Raw genomic sequence first — 13,070 nt, 5'->3', positions numbered from 1 at the left:
GGCCCCGACCGTATTCGTGTGCTCCTGGCCGAGGACGCTCCGCTGATCCGTCAGGCGCTGACCGCACTGTTGTCCCAGGAATCCGACCTGGAGGTCGTCGCAGCGGTCGACCACGGTGACCTCATCGTCCCCACCGCCCTGCACGCCCGCCGGACATGGCGGTCCTCGACATCGACCTGCCCGGCATAGACGGGATCTCGGCCGCGGTGGAACGGCAGGCCCGGCTGCCCTTCTGCCGCACGCTGCTGCTGGACGCTACCCGCGGCCGGCACGACCGACACCGCCGCGCGGACGAGTACGGCCGCGACACCGCCGGCCTCGGCCGCGGCCCCGACCATGCGACTCACCAGGTCGCCGGCGGTGGTGCGGGGTGTGCCCGGCCCGGTCCAAGAGACCAGGGTCCCGAGCATCGAGCGACGCAGCAGGGCGGTTCCGCGGACGGCGCCAGCCCCGGCGGCCAGCTCGAACAGGGCGTCGGCCGCGGCCATGGTGACGACGGCCGCCAGGCAGCCGATCACCCACCCGCTGATGCCCGCGCCACCGTCGAGTGCGGAGTCCAGGGCCTTGCCGAGGAAGGCCGGGAACAGGATCTGGGCGGTGGTCGAGAAGACGGCCGTAATGACCAGTACGGATGTCCAGACGTCCCGAGGCGCTGCCACTCCTCGCCCATGCAGCGATCGAGGACCTGCCGCGCGACGTCGTGGTGCCCCAGATGGCCCAGGGCGTACGCCACGCCGTGCAGCCCGTCGTAGAAGCCGAGCCGGGCCCGCTGCTCCTGTCGCGACGCGCGCTCCAGCAGCCACTGTTCGTACGGCGGGTAGCGGCCCGCGCCCGCTGTGCCGCAGCGCGTTGGTGACGCCCTCCCGGACCACGATGGCCAGCGCCTCGTCGACCGGCCCCGGCAGCAGACGCCCGGCCAGTTCGACGGCGGCACCGACACCGAGGGACTCCAGCAGCCCGGCCGCCGCCCGTGCCTCCCGCTCGAGGCTCAGCATGCGGTATCCGGCGGACACCGCCCGTACCTCCGACAGCGCATGCCGGGCCAGGGCCTGGGTGCGGACTCCTCCTCGGCGCGCAGCGGATCGCTGCGGACCAGCCACCGGATCTGCTCGCTCTGCAATGCCACCGCCGTCAGCGAGTATCCGAACAGATCGTGCAGGTCACGTGCGAAGCGCAGCCGTGACCGAGGCCACGAAGAATCCGACCGGCACCAGAAAACACGATGGCCCGCGCGACGCGCGGGCTTCCCCCGTCCCGCCCCATGTCCCCCCTCGTGGAAGGGTTTTGAAGCGTTCACGATGTGCCCACACGTGAGGATGCGCCACGGCCGACCGGTTGATCGGGTGACAGGGGCCAGGCTTCCCGCACCGCCGCCCCAGCGCGATCATGATCCCTGGAACCGAACCGTGGGCCCGGACCACGGGCCGTGAAAGGGGCGTGACGTGCGGCTGCGCTGTGCTGTGCTTGACGACTATCAGAGGGTGGCGACGGAGATCGCCGACTGGTCGGCGGTCGCGGACGACGTGGAAGTCGTGTCCTTCGACAGGCACCTCGCCGACGAGGACGCCTTGGCCGCCGCCCTGGCCGACTTCGACATCGTGGTGACCCTGCGCGAGCGCGTGTCGTTCCCCGGGTCGGTGTTCGCCCGGCTGCCCCGGCTGAAACTGCTCGTCGCCTCCGGCATGCGCAACTCGGTCATCGACTACTCGGCCGCCGAGGCGCACGGCGTCACGGTGTGCGGCACGGCCAGTTCCTCGACTCCGCCCGTCGAACTGACCTGGGCCCTGCTGCTCGGTCTCGCCCGCGGCATCGTCGAGGAGAGCGGCGCCCTGCGCTCCGGCGGCCCGTGGCAGAGCACGGTCGGCGCCGACCTGCACGGCCGGCGCCTCGGACTTCTCGGCCTGGGGAAGATCGGCAGCCGCGTCGCCCAGGTCGGCCTCGCCTTCGGCATGGAAGTCCACGCCTGGAGCCAGAACCTCACCCGCGAGCGCGCCGGCGAGGTCGGCGTGGAGCTCGCTCCCTCCAAGGAAGACCTGCTCGCGAACAGCGACTTCCTCTCGGTCCACCTCGCGCTGAGCGACCGCACCCGCGGCCTGCTCGGCCCCGCCGAACTCGCCCTCCTGAAGCCGACCGCGTACTTGGTCAACACCTCACGCGCGGCCATCGTCGACCAGGACGCCCTCCTCGCCGCCCTGCATGAGGGCCGGATCGCCGGCGTCGGCCTCGACGTCTTCGACATCGAGCCCCTGCCCGCCGACCACCCGATGCGCACGGCCCCCCGCCTCCTGGCCACGCCGCACCTCGGCTACGTCTCCCGCGCCAACTACGCGACGTACTACGGCCAGGCGGTCGAGAACATCCGGGCCTACCTGGCCGGTTCGCCTGTGCGATTCCTCTCGGCAGGTTAGGTGTACCGACCCGCAGGGTTGTCGACGCGGCTGATCGGTGGGGGTGCGCCGAGTACGGTGTGGCGACGGCGGTGGTGGCAGGCCCGGCGGTTCAGGCCGTGCCGGACCAGAATGCGTGCACGGTCGAGGCGGGCAGGGCCGGGCCGATGGGCCGGGTCCCGGGCCTGTGCCCGGTCCGCAGGCGCAGACGCGGGCCTCGACCGCGGCGGACGTCCGGTGCGGTGTCGTGCGACCAGGGACCGTCTCCCGGATCACCCCGGGACCGCGGGGCGGCCAGGCACTGTCACTCGGAGTCGGGCTGACCCCGGACGAAGGCCCTAGGCGTACCGGTAGATCCCGCTGTGATCCTCCAGTTCACCGGGCGTCACGTCCCACGGCGGCAACTTCTCGTGCCGTGCGACGATCCGGCCGCGCTGGGCGTCGCCCCGGGCGAGCGGCTTCGCGGGGAGATAGCGTGCGCCTCGGTGCCGCCGCTGCCAGCGGGACCAGAGGAGGTCGACGAAGGCGTGGTGCATCCAGAAGACGGGGTCGTTGACGGAGGCGCCGCCGACCATGTGGCCGCCGACCCAACGGTGGACCCGGTTGTGGGTGTGCCACGAAACGGCGCCGCGCCCTCGCCCCCACCCCTCCAGCTTGTTGCGGAACCCCTTGGCGGACGTGGAGTTCCAGGGGGCCGTGTCGTAGACGGGGTCGTCGAGGGCCCGCTTCACATCGCCGGCCGTGGGCAGGGCGATCGGGTCCCGGGAGCGGCCGAGGTCGCGCGTGAGGAACTCGGTTTCGGTGATTCCCACCTTGATCGTCCACTCGCCGTTGCGGTAGGCGAAGGGGCCGGTCATGACCTGCCGGTCGGACCGGCGCCCGGTGCCGCCGAGCAGGTCCTCGGTCCACGGTACGGCCGTGGGCATGCGAGTGCGCGTCCAGTCCCAGTACGGCACGGTCACCGACTCGTCGACCCGGCGCAGCGCGTCCTCCAGGTCCAGCAAGAACCTGCGGTGCCAGGGCAGGAAGGAGGGTGCCATGTGGGCTGCGCGCAGTCCGCGTTCACCGTCGCCGACGTAGTACTCGATGTGCGTGCGCACGAACTCGTCGTACTCGCCGCGGCGTTTGACCTCGAGCAGCGCGTTGACGAACCGGCGCCGCTCGGACCGGGTGAAGGTGCTGACGTCCTTACGCGTGTACACCATGGTGATGATCCCCCTCGATCGCCTTGCCTCCGCCCGGCGTACGGCGGTGCTCCATGCCGCTGCCCCTGTCGTCCGGAGCGCCCAGTTGTTCGGTGGGGCCGAGTTCGTCGACGGCCGCGCGCGCGGCGGCGAGCGGGGTCGGATACGAGCAGTAGTGGTCGACCATGCTCATCCAGCCGCCGTCCGCCCGCCGCATCAGATGCAGCGGCCGCCCGTCCACGGTGACGTGCCACGCGCCGGAGCCGTCGCCCCCGGACCGCCCGTCGCCGTCGCTGACGCCGACGATGCGGCGCCCGCGATACGTCTCGGCGAACCGTGCTTCGTCCGCTCCGGCCGGCCTCGACGCCACCAGGAATGGCGCGAACACCCCACCGACCGCCGACGCGGACAGCCCTCGCAGCACCCACCGCCGTCCCGTGGCACGCGGGAGGCCGGCGACGGTTGACGGGCGGTCGTCAGCGGGCCCGGCCTCACTGTGTACCGGTGGACACCGGGGTGGTTCTTTGGTTCGCAACGGTCTGTCTCCTCCTCGTCACGGCAGACACCTGACAGCCATGTGGCACACAATCCAGGGGCCGATCCCGCACGCGACGGAATCGGCCCTGGGACGGTCACAAGCGCCCGCTCCACAAGTCCAGCAGAAAGCCCGGATAAAGGTCCGAGCGAAAGCCTGAGACGAAAGAGCGCCCGAACCGCTCAGACGTGCAGGGTGCGTCCGTCCAGCACCTGGCTCTGGGCCTTCTGGGTCAGGGTGTCCTTCGCGCCCTCGACGGCGTCGGGCAGGAGACCGTTCTTCCCCGTGTCGAGCCCCTTCGCCTGGTCCAGCAGCCTCAGGTCGGCCGGGTCCTTGGCGAGCTTGTTCACCACTCCGGTGACGTCGGGCTTGATGTCCACAGCGTCCAGAGCGACGGCGGGAGCGGCGATGCTGGCCACGACCATGGAACCGGCAATGACGGCGGCAGCCTTCAGAGACTTCATCGTGTTCCTTTCTTCGGCAACTGGAAAGTCACCAGGGAGAATTGCTTCATCGCCTCTAACGAGCCCCGGACGCCGCGGAAACCCTGTGCACAGAAAATTCCGGCACCCGCGAGCAATCTCACCCGAATGAAGGGCATGTCTTATCTGGGTTTCTCATCCTCTTATGAACGCGAGGCCTTGCGCCTTGCGCAGATCGGGAGCGCACCGGCTCCGGCGTGGGGCACCCCTCCCCTGCCGACAGGGCGGCAACCCGACGTAAGACAGGGAGATTTCAACACACCTACCCCACTTGCCCGGTACGGGCGAGAATCCTGGATAGAGTGATGTGTCCTGATTCAGTCACAAAGTTGATGTCCATCGCGAAAGGGCAACGCCGGTCATGCGTCCCGCCCGGGGTCTTTCCACTGCGACACGCACGGGGATCCACCTGTCCGACGGCCCGTCAGGGCGGGACGCCCGCCTTTCACGTCGTCCCGCACAGTGATGACCGTCCGGCCTTCGGGGTCGTTGCGCACCGCGACACGGGCGGCTTCGCCACGCGTCCTCCATGTGACCCAGCCGGTGGACGGCGGCGTCGCCCGAGTGGTCGCCGAACTGGTGCGTGCGCAACGTGCGGCCGGTTTCGGCGTCACGGTCGCGTGCCCCGAGAGCGGCCTCGCACAGGCACTGCGGGAACTCGGCGCGAGCGTACGGCACTGGCCCGCCACGCGGGCGCCGGGACGGTCGCTTCCCCGTGAGGTGCGCCGGCTCGCGCGCGTCGTCGACGAGGTCCGGCCGGACGTGCTGCACGCGCACAGCGCCAAGGCCGGGCTCGCGGCCCGGCTGGCGGTACGGGGGCGCATCCCGACGGTGTTTCAGCCGCACGCCTGGTCGTTCGAGGCGGTCGGCGGGGTCACGGCGGCGACCGCCGTGGTGTGGGAGCGGTGGGGGGCACGGTGGGCCGCCCGTGTGGTCTGCGTCAGCGAGGCGGAACGCGAGCGAGGCGTGCGCGCCGGAGTGCGTGCCCACTGGCGGGTGATCCCCAACGGTGTCGACCAGGCGCGCTTCCATCCCACCGCCGTCGCCGCCGCACGAGCCGCCCTCGCGCCGCTCGCCGGCCTCGATCCGGCCGCTGCGCTGGTGGTCTGCGTAGGGCGGCTGTGCCGGCAGAAGGGGCAGGACGTGCTGCTCGAGGCGTGGTCCTCGGTGCTGCGGCGGGTGCCCGGGGCCAGGCTGGCGCTCGTCGGGGACGGGCCGGAGGAAACGCGGCTGCGGCACCGCGCGCCCGAGGGCGTGCTGTTCGCCGGGGCCGTGGCCGATGCCGTCCCCTGGTACCAGGCGGCCGACCTGGTGGTGCTGCCGTCGCGCTGGGAGGGCATGGCGCTGGCCCCGCTGGAGGCGATGGCGTGCGGGCGTCCCGTCCTGGTCACGGACGTGGCCGGGGCGCGCGAGAGCCTGCCGCCCGGTCACCGGGCGCACTGTCTGGTGCCCGCCGGCCGGCCGGGCCCGCTGGGCGACGCACTCGCCCGGGTTCTGCTCGATCCGCCGCTGCGCGAGTCGCTCGGCCGCCAGGGGCGCCGCCACGTACTGACCGCGCACGACGTGCGGCACTCGGCCGAGGCGGTCGCGGCTCTCTACCGCGAACTCCTCGGCGCCGGGCGCACGGTGACCCATCGCGCGGAACACACCGAGTGCAGGGAGTCCATCCGCTCGTGACCGCTGAACGTACCGTCGCTCCCCCCGGCAGCCAGCCGCCGGAGCACGGATTGCCGCCCGTCTCGGTCATTCCCCCGCGCGGGACCGCCGACGGCTTGCGACGCCCCGCAGGGCGACGCCCCGCGGCGCGCCACGCCCCGGGGCTGCCGCTGCTCGCCGTGGACGCAGCCGCCGCGCTCACCGCCGCCCCCGCACTCCCCCACCCCCTGCTGACCGCACCCCTGCTGCTCGCCGTCCTCTGCCTGAACGCACGGGCGGCGCTGTACCGCTCCGCCGCCGTGCCCGCCGTACTGAACGAACTCCCCGCCGTCTGCGCCCGGATCACGGTGAGCTGGTGCGCGCTCGCGGCCCTGGTCGCGGCGCTCTCCCCGGCGCATGCCCTGTCCGTCCGTACGCTGCTGACCGGCTGCGCCCTGCAGGCTGTGGCGAGCTGCGCGGGCCGCGGCATGGTGCACTGGCGCCGCCGCCGGGCACTGGTCCGCCACCCCGCCGCGGCCCTCGTCGTCGGCCCCGCCGCCACCGCCCAGCGCGTGGCCGCCGCCTTCCTGCGCCACCCCGGGTGCGGCCTCAGACCGGTGGGCGTCCTCGCCGACGACCCGGCCGGCGGCGAGGGACTGCCGGTGCTCAGCACCGACGAGGAGGTGCACCGGGCCGTCATCCAGAACGGCGTGCGGGCCGTGCTCATCGTGGGCCCGGTAGGCGAACACGGCCCGCTGCTGCGGGCGTTGGCCGAGTCGGGCTGCGCGTTGTGGGAGGTCAAAGCGGATGCACCGGCTTACGACCGGGCGAGGAGCGCCGCGTACGGCGAGGCCGGACGCACGGTCTGCGACCGGGTCCCGCGTGAGCGGATCGCCGGCTTCTCCTGCCGCCGCCTGGAGGCCGGCCGGAACCGCGGTGGCCCCGCCAAGCGCGCCCTCGACGCCCTGGTCTCCGGGACCCTGCTGCTCCTGGTCAGCCCGGTGCTGCTGGCCTGCGCGCTCGTGCTGCGGGTCAGCGACGGGCCGGGCGTCGTCTTCCGTCAGGAGCGCGTCGGCAGGGACGGCCGCCCCTTCACGCTGCTGAAGTTCCGCACCCATCGCCCGTCCGACGCACACGAGGCCGCCACCCGCTGGAGCGTGGCGGGCGAGCGGGACATGAGCCGCTTCTGCCGTTTCCTGCGCCGCAGTTCGCTCGACGAGCTGCCCCAGTTGTGGAACGTCTTCCGGGGCGACATGTCCCTGGTCGGGCCGCGCCCCGAACGCCCGTACTTCGTCGCCGTGTTCAGCGAGACCTACCCCGGTTACGCCGCCCGCCACCGCGTGCGGACCGGCATCACCGGGCTCGCCCAGATCCACGGGCTGCGCGGCGACACCTCCATCGAGGACCGCGCCCGGTTCGACAACGCGTACATCGACGACTGGTCGCTGTGGCAGGACGTGTGCATCCTGCTGCGCACGGCCGCCACGCTGGTCCGCCCGACGGGGAGCTGACCAGGTGAGCCACGCATCCGCCCTGCCCGCCGCGCGCCGGCTGACGCCCGTCCTGCCGGTGGTGGCGGTGATCGCCCTGCTCGCGGTGCCCGTCGCGCCGGGCGGTGAGGGGGGCGCGACCCCCGCGGACGCCGCGTCCGGTGTCCTCGTGATGTGGTGCGTGGTACGTCTGCTGCTCCACCGGCGGCGCCCCCTGTCGCGTACCGCCGCCATGGTGCTGGGCCTGCCCGTGGTCGGGTTCGCGGTGGCGGCGACGGTGACCGCCGTGCCGGGCGAGGCGGTCACCGGCTTCGCGCGCTGTCTGCAGGTCTTCGTGCTCGTCCCGGCCGCCGTCCTGCTGCTCATCCGTGACCGGCGCGACGTCCGGCTGCTGGCCTGGGCGGTGGTGGGCCTCGCGCTGTGGCAGGGAGCCGTCGGGGTGCACCAGTACGTGACCGGGACCGGCGCCTCGTACATGGGCCGGGAGGTCCGCGCCGTCGGCACCTTCGGGCCGGGCGACGTGATGGCGATGGCGAGCGTGGTCGCCTTCGGACTGGTGTGCGCGGTGGGGCTGGCGCTGGAACCCGCGCCGGTACGGAGGGAGCACCTCCCCGCTCGAGCGGAGCCGAAAGCTTGGTGGCGGGTGTGGGCCGTGGTCTGTGCGCTGCTGCTGGTGGTGCCCCTGGCGGTGTCCTTCAGCCGGGGCGCCTGGATCGCCACCGCCCTGGCCTGCGGGGCACAGCTGGTGCTGGCGGGCATAAGGCGGGCGGTGAAGGCGGGAGCGGTCGTGGCCGCCGTCGCCGTCCTCCTCGTCGGCGGGTTCGGTGTCGGCTCCGCGCTGCTCCAGGAGAGGTTGAGCACCATCGGGCAGGTCGCCGACGCACCCGACCAGTCGGTCACCGACCGGTACACGATGTGGGCGGCGGCCGCCGGCATGTGGCGCGAGCGGCCGCTGACGGGCGTCGGCCTCAAGGGGTTCCCCGAGCACCGCGACGGGCACGCCTCACTGGCCCTGTCCTCAGGCAGCGACACCGAGGGCGCGGGCGCGGCGTACCGGAAGCAGCCGCTGCTGTCGCCGCACAACATGTACCTGCTGGTCCTGAGCGAGCAGGGACTCGTCGGGCTGCTGGCGCTGGCGGGGAGCTGGCTGGCCCTGCTGGTGCTGGGGCTGCGGCGGCTGGTCCGCGTGCGCAGGGCGCAAGGCCCCGGCCTCGACTGCGCGCTCATCGCCTGCGGGCTGCTGATCTGGCATCTGATCGACTTCGCGTACGCCGACATCGGCGGGCCCACGACCGTCCTCACCGCCGTCTGCTTCGGGGTGACGGCGTGGTGGGCGCTGGCGAGTGACGACCCGGCCGCCTCCCGGAAGGCCGTGGCGCGATGACGATCACCCCTCCCGACGCCAGGGACGCCACGCTCCCCCCGGCACGTGCCGGCACGGGCACCGGCAGCCCCGGCCCCGTCCCGCGGGGCTTCCTCGCCCGGGCCGCCCTCGTCACCGTCGTCCTCTCCCTGGCCGGTGCGCTGCTGGGCCTCGGCCGTGACCAGGCGCTGGCGCACCTTTTCGGGGCGGGGAGCGAGACGGACGCCTTCCTGGTCGCCTGGACCGTGCCGGAGTTCGCGGCGACGCTGCTGATCGAGGACGGGCTGGCCTTCGTCCTCGTACCGGCGTTCAGCGCCGCCGTGGCCCGCCGCGCCCAGGGCGGTACGGGCGACCCGGTGCGCGCCCTGGTCCGCAGTACGCTGCCCCGCCTGTCGCTGGCGTTCGCCGCCGTGTCGGCGCTGCTCGTCTGGGGCGCGCCGTACGTGGTCGAGACCCTGGCGCCGGGGATCCCGGACCCGGAGTTCGCGGTGGACTGCACCCGGCTGACCGGCACCTGTGTCCTGACCTTCGGTCTCGCCGGTTACTGCAGCGCCTTCCTGCGCGCGCACCGCCGGTTCGTCGCGCCCGCGGCCATCTACGTCGCCTACAACACCGTCATCATCACGGCGATGTTCGTCCTCGGCGCCCGCTGGGGCGTGAGGGCGGCGGCGGTCGGCGTCGCGGTGGGCGGGGCGCTCATGATCGTTACCCAACTGTCCTCCGTGGTAAGCCAGTTGCGCCGCAAGCGGGTGTCCCTCCCGGCGGACGTGACGGACCCGGCGGACCGGCACGCCATGAATCTCGCCCTCATCGTCACCGTTCTGCTCTTCGCCCTGTGCCGCCAGTCCCAGGTCCTCATCGAGCGCTTCCTGGCCTCCCCGCTCCCCGCCGGCGCCATCTCGCACCTGAACTACGCCCAGAAGGTGGTCCAGATGCCGATGGTGCTCGCCCTGATGCTGTGCACGGTCACCTTTCCGGTCGTCGCGCAGGCGCTGGCCGAGGGCGACACCGAGCGGGCCCGCCACCGCGTCGAACGCGACCTCTCGCTGGTGTCGTGCGTGGTGCTGCTCGGCGCCGCGGCCGTCGCCGCGTGTGCCCCGCATCTGGTCCACCTGCTGTTCCAGCGGGGTGCGTTCACCGCGCAGGACACCGCGGCCACCGCCGCCGTCATGCGCGTCTACGCCCTCGGGCTGCTCGGCCACGCACTGGTGGGCGTGCTCGTCCGGTCGTACTTCTCGGCGGGGCGGCCCACCTGGTACCCGGTGGCTGCCATGGCCGCCGGGATCGTCACCACGTCATGGCTCGGCGCGGTGACGGCCGGCTCGTGGGGCGTGCTGGGGATCGCCGCGGCCAACGCCGCCGGCATCACCCTCACCGCCCTGATCCTGCTGTGCGGCATGAGGACGCGCGGAGTTCCGATCCGCACGCGGCCGGTGCTGACCGAGATGGGCAAGCCGCTGCGGGCCGCGGTCGTCGCCTGCGGTGTGGGCGGGTTCTGCGCGGGCCGCGTCGACTCCCCCGCGCTCGGGCTCGCGGCCGGTGGCACGGCCGTGACCGTCGTCTTCCTCCTGCTCGCCCGGCCCTTGGGCGCGCACTACCTCGCACCCGCACTGCGCACCGTCTCCCGGAGGCTTCCGCATGCCCGTTTCCGCTGACCGCGGCCCTTCCACCACCCCTGCGCCGGTCACGCCCCCGCCCAGATCCGGTCCTCCCCCGTGGGTGGCGATGTACCACTCCGTGGGCGACTGCTTCCACGACCCGTACCGCGTCACCGTCTCGCCCCGCCGCCTGGACCGGCAGCTGGGCTGGCTGCGCCGCCGGGGCCTGCGCGGGGTCGGCATGCGGGAGCTGCTCGCCGCGCGGGCCCGGGGCGCGGGACAGGATCTGGTGGGGCTGACCTTCGACGACGGGTACGCGGACTTCCTCACGCACGCCCTGCCGCTGCTGCACCGCCACGGCTGCGGCGCCACCCTGTTCGTGCTGCCGGGCAGGCTGGGCGGCGACAACGCCTGGGACCCGCTCGGCCCGCGCAAGCCGCTGCTGTCGGCGGAGGGCATCCGGCGGGCCGCCGCCGAGGGGATCGAGATCGGCTCGCACGGCCTCACGCACGTCGACCTGACCCGGGCCGACGACGCGCTCCTCCGCGCCGAGGTGAGCGACAGCAAAGACCTGCTCTCCGACATGACCGATGCTCCCGTCAGCGGCTTCTGCTATCCGTACGGGAAGGTCGACCGCCGCGTCGTCGACGCCGTGGAGAAAGCGGGCTACGCCTACGCCTGTGCCACCGACCCCGGCCACCTGGCGGGCCCTCTCGCCCTGCCACGTGTCCACGTCGGCGAGCGGGACACCGCCTGGCGGCTGCACCTCAAGCGGGGACTGCACCGGCTGCGCAGCCACCCCGTCGAAGGAGTGTGAGCCTCCGCGATGCCCGCGCTGAAGGCCCTGCACATCATCACCGGCCTCGGCGTCGGCGGTGCGGAACAGCAACTGCGGCTGCTGCTGCGCCACCTGCCCGTCGACTGCGACGTCGTGGCGCTCACCAACCCCGGCGCGGTCGCCGAGGGCCTTTCGGCGGACGGCGTCCGTGTCGTCCACCTGGGCATGTCCGGCAACCGCGATCTGACCGCCGTGCCGCGCCTGGCCCGCCTGATCCGGTCCGGCGGCTACGACCTCGTGCACACCCACCTCTACCGGGCCTGCGTGTACGGCAGGATCGCCGCCCGCCTGGCGGGCGTCCGGGCCGTGGTGGCCACCGAACACTCCCTCGGCGCCTCGCAGATGGAGGGCCGCGCCCTGACCGCCGGCGTGCGTGCGCTGTACCTGGCCAGCGAGCGGCTGGGGCACGCCACGGTCGCGGTCTCCTCCACAGTGGCCGACCGGCTCACGCGCTGGGGCGTACCCGAGCCGCGCATCGAGATCGTGCCCAACGGCATCGACGTGGCCCGCTTCCGCTTCGACCCGGTCACCCGCGAACGCACCCGCCGCCGGCTCGGGTTGCCGGAGAGCGTGTACGTCGTCGGCGGCATCGGGCGGCTGACCGCGGGCAAGCGGTTCGACGTCCTGATCGGCGCCCTCGCCCGACTCCCCCGCGACTGCGTGCTGTTGCTGGTCGGCGACGGCCCGGAGGAGAAGGTGCTGCGGCGCACCGCCCGACGGGCCGGAGTGAGCGACCGGGTGATGTTCACGGGCGAACGGCCCTACCTGCCCGACGGCACCTGCGGCCCCGACCTGCCATCGCTGACCTCGGCGATGGATGTGCTCGTCTCACCGAGCCCCGACGAGGCCTTCGGCCTCGCCGTCGTGGAGGGCCTGGCGGCAGGGCTGCCAGTGCTGTACGCCTCCTGTCCGGCCGTCGAGGATCTCCCGCCGCGCCTCGCCGCCGGGGCCCGCCGGGTGCGGGGCGGCGCGGACGCGTTCGCCCGCGCCCTGACCGAGACACGCGCCGTGACCGAGAAACGCGTCCTGCCCGAGACCGGGGCCCGGGCCGAGGCCGGCCGGTCGCACCCGCCGGTCCGCCCGGCCGCGGCCGCCGCCCGCCACTACTGCATCACCCGCAGCGCCACACGGCTCATGGACGTGTACGCGGCCGCCCTCTCCTGCTCGTCCCCGTCACCCCTGAAAGTGATCCCCCGATGACCTCCACCACCTCCAAGGCCGCACCCCCGGCACCCCCGGCCCGGCGGCACCCGGCGCTCCGGCGCCTGAACGCGCTGCCGCCGTGGTCCCTGCTCGTGGCCGGCACCCTCGCCGGAGGGCTCGCCGCAGGCGCGTACGGCGCCCTCACGCCGCCCGCCTACTCGGCCACGGCGTACGTCATCGCCGTACCGACCGCCACGTCGGACCCGCAGACGGCACTCGGCTTCGCCCAGGCGTACGGCCGGGTCGCCACGCAGCCCGCGGTGCTCGGGGACGCCCAGGTGCGGGCGGGCGTGCCGGTGAGGACGCTGCGGGAGAGCGTGCGGTCGGCGACCTCACCGGACGCGCCGATGCTGGC

The 13,070-nt window shown here is 73.4% G+C and carries 13 protein-coding genes and 2 pseudogenes; 9 read left to right on the top strand and 6 right to left on the bottom strand.

All coding sequences use genetic code 11. From position 1 onward, the window contains the following. Positions 1-50: 50 nt before the first annotated feature. On the bottom strand, positions 51-659 hold the full coding sequence (locus tag AOQ53_RS48240) for a 6TM ABC transporter family protein (RefSeq protein WP_059423138.1): 609 nt from the start codon (positions 657-659) through the stop codon (positions 51-53). On the opposite strand from AOQ53_RS48240, the gene AOQ53_RS45010 reads away from it, so the two are divergent. After that, the gene (locus AOQ53_RS45010; protein ID WP_167745795.1) at positions 632-856 is read left to right on the top strand and encodes a hypothetical protein; all 225 of its coding nucleotides are present in this window, start codon (positions 632-634) and stop codon (positions 854-856) included. The genes AOQ53_RS48240 and AOQ53_RS45010 overlap by 28 nt on opposite strands. Positions 857-988: 132 nt before the next feature. Here the strand turns inward: AOQ53_RS45010 and AOQ53_RS48235 are convergent, their stop codons facing one another. Next, on the bottom strand, positions 989-1,297 hold the full coding sequence (locus AOQ53_RS48235; protein WP_167745794.1) for a histidine kinase: 309 nt from the start codon (positions 1,295-1,297) through the stop codon (positions 989-991). Positions 1,298-1,442: 145 nt separating this feature from the next. Between AOQ53_RS48235 and AOQ53_RS33820 the strand changes: the two genes are divergently transcribed. Beyond that, positions 1,443-2,408, top strand: a complete 966-nt coding sequence (locus AOQ53_RS33820) for a D-2-hydroxyacid dehydrogenase family protein (RefSeq protein WP_059423135.1) — start codon at positions 1,443-1,445, stop codon at positions 2,406-2,408. Positions 2,409-2,488: 80 nt separating this feature from the next. On the opposite strand, the pseudogene AOQ53_RS48230 reads toward AOQ53_RS33820, so the two are convergent. The 4 genes and pseudogenes from AOQ53_RS48230 to AOQ53_RS33805 form a co-directional block, all read right to left on the bottom strand. Continuing rightward, positions 2,489-2,636, bottom strand: a pseudogene (locus AOQ53_RS48230) (IS481 family transposase); the annotation flags it as partial. 89 nt (positions 2,637-2,725) lie between these two features. After that, positions 2,726-3,592, bottom strand: coding sequence for a tyrosinase family protein (locus AOQ53_RS33815; RefSeq protein WP_059423133.1), 867 nt, complete (start codon positions 3,590-3,592; stop codon positions 2,726-2,728). Beyond that, positions 3,576-3,959: a tyrosinase family oxidase copper chaperone gene (locus tag AOQ53_RS33810; RefSeq protein WP_408055216.1), complete on the bottom strand. Its 384-nt coding sequence runs from the start codon at positions 3,957-3,959 to the stop codon at positions 3,576-3,578. The genes AOQ53_RS33815 and AOQ53_RS33810 overlap by 17 nt, the downstream gene beginning before the upstream one ends. A 329-nt stretch (positions 3,960-4,288) precedes the next feature. Further along, entirely contained in the window at positions 4,289-4,570 is a 282-nt protein-coding gene (locus tag AOQ53_RS33805) for a hypothetical protein (protein ID WP_059423129.1), read from the bottom strand. 483 nt (positions 4,571-5,053) lie between these two features. On the opposite strand from AOQ53_RS33805, the gene AOQ53_RS33800 reads away from it, so the two are divergent. From AOQ53_RS33800 to AOQ53_RS33770, 7 genes and pseudogenes are all read left to right on the top strand, one after another. Further along, positions 5,054-6,265 (top strand): glycosyltransferase, encoded by a 1,212-nt coding sequence (locus tag AOQ53_RS33800; protein WP_059423127.1) that lies wholly within the window; start codon positions 5,054-5,056, stop codon positions 6,263-6,265. Further along, the gene (locus AOQ53_RS33795; RefSeq protein ID WP_059423125.1) at positions 6,262-7,734 is read left to right on the top strand and encodes an exopolysaccharide biosynthesis polyprenyl glycosylphosphotransferase; all 1,473 of its coding nucleotides are present in this window, start codon (positions 6,262-6,264) and stop codon (positions 7,732-7,734) included. Before AOQ53_RS33800 ends, AOQ53_RS33795 begins: the two co-directional genes overlap by 4 nt. A 4-nt stretch (positions 7,735-7,738) precedes the next feature. Continuing rightward, positions 7,739-9,097: an O-antigen ligase family protein gene (locus AOQ53_RS33790; protein ID WP_059423124.1), complete on the top strand. Its 1,359-nt coding sequence runs from the start codon at positions 7,739-7,741 to the stop codon at positions 9,095-9,097. Beyond that, the gene (gene murJ, locus AOQ53_RS33785) at positions 9,094-10,731 is read left to right on the top strand and encodes a murein biosynthesis integral membrane protein MurJ (protein ID WP_059423122.1); all 1,638 of its coding nucleotides are present in this window, start codon (positions 9,094-9,096) and stop codon (positions 10,729-10,731) included. The genes AOQ53_RS33790 and murJ overlap by 4 nt, the downstream gene beginning before the upstream one ends. Next, positions 10,715-11,491, top strand: a complete 777-nt coding sequence (locus AOQ53_RS33780; protein ID WP_078945626.1) for a polysaccharide deacetylase family protein — start codon at positions 10,715-10,717, stop codon at positions 11,489-11,491. The genes murJ and AOQ53_RS33780 overlap by 17 nt, the downstream gene beginning before the upstream one ends. A 9-nt stretch (positions 11,492-11,500) precedes the next feature. Continuing rightward, complete coding sequence (locus AOQ53_RS33775) at positions 11,501-12,712, top strand: glycosyltransferase (protein ID WP_408055215.1); 1,212 nt, start codon at positions 11,501-11,503, stop codon at positions 12,710-12,712. After that, a pseudogene (locus AOQ53_RS33770) lies at positions 12,709-13,070 on the top strand (lipopolysaccharide biosynthesis protein); the annotation flags it as partial. The gene AOQ53_RS33775 and the pseudogene AOQ53_RS33770, both read left to right, overlap by 4 nt.

The organism is Streptomyces azureus, assembly GCF_001270025.1.
Classification (GTDB): domain Bacteria; phylum Actinomycetota; class Actinomycetes; order Streptomycetales; family Streptomycetaceae; genus Streptomyces; species Streptomyces azureus.
This window is presented reverse-complemented; position numbering and strand designations above follow the sequence as displayed.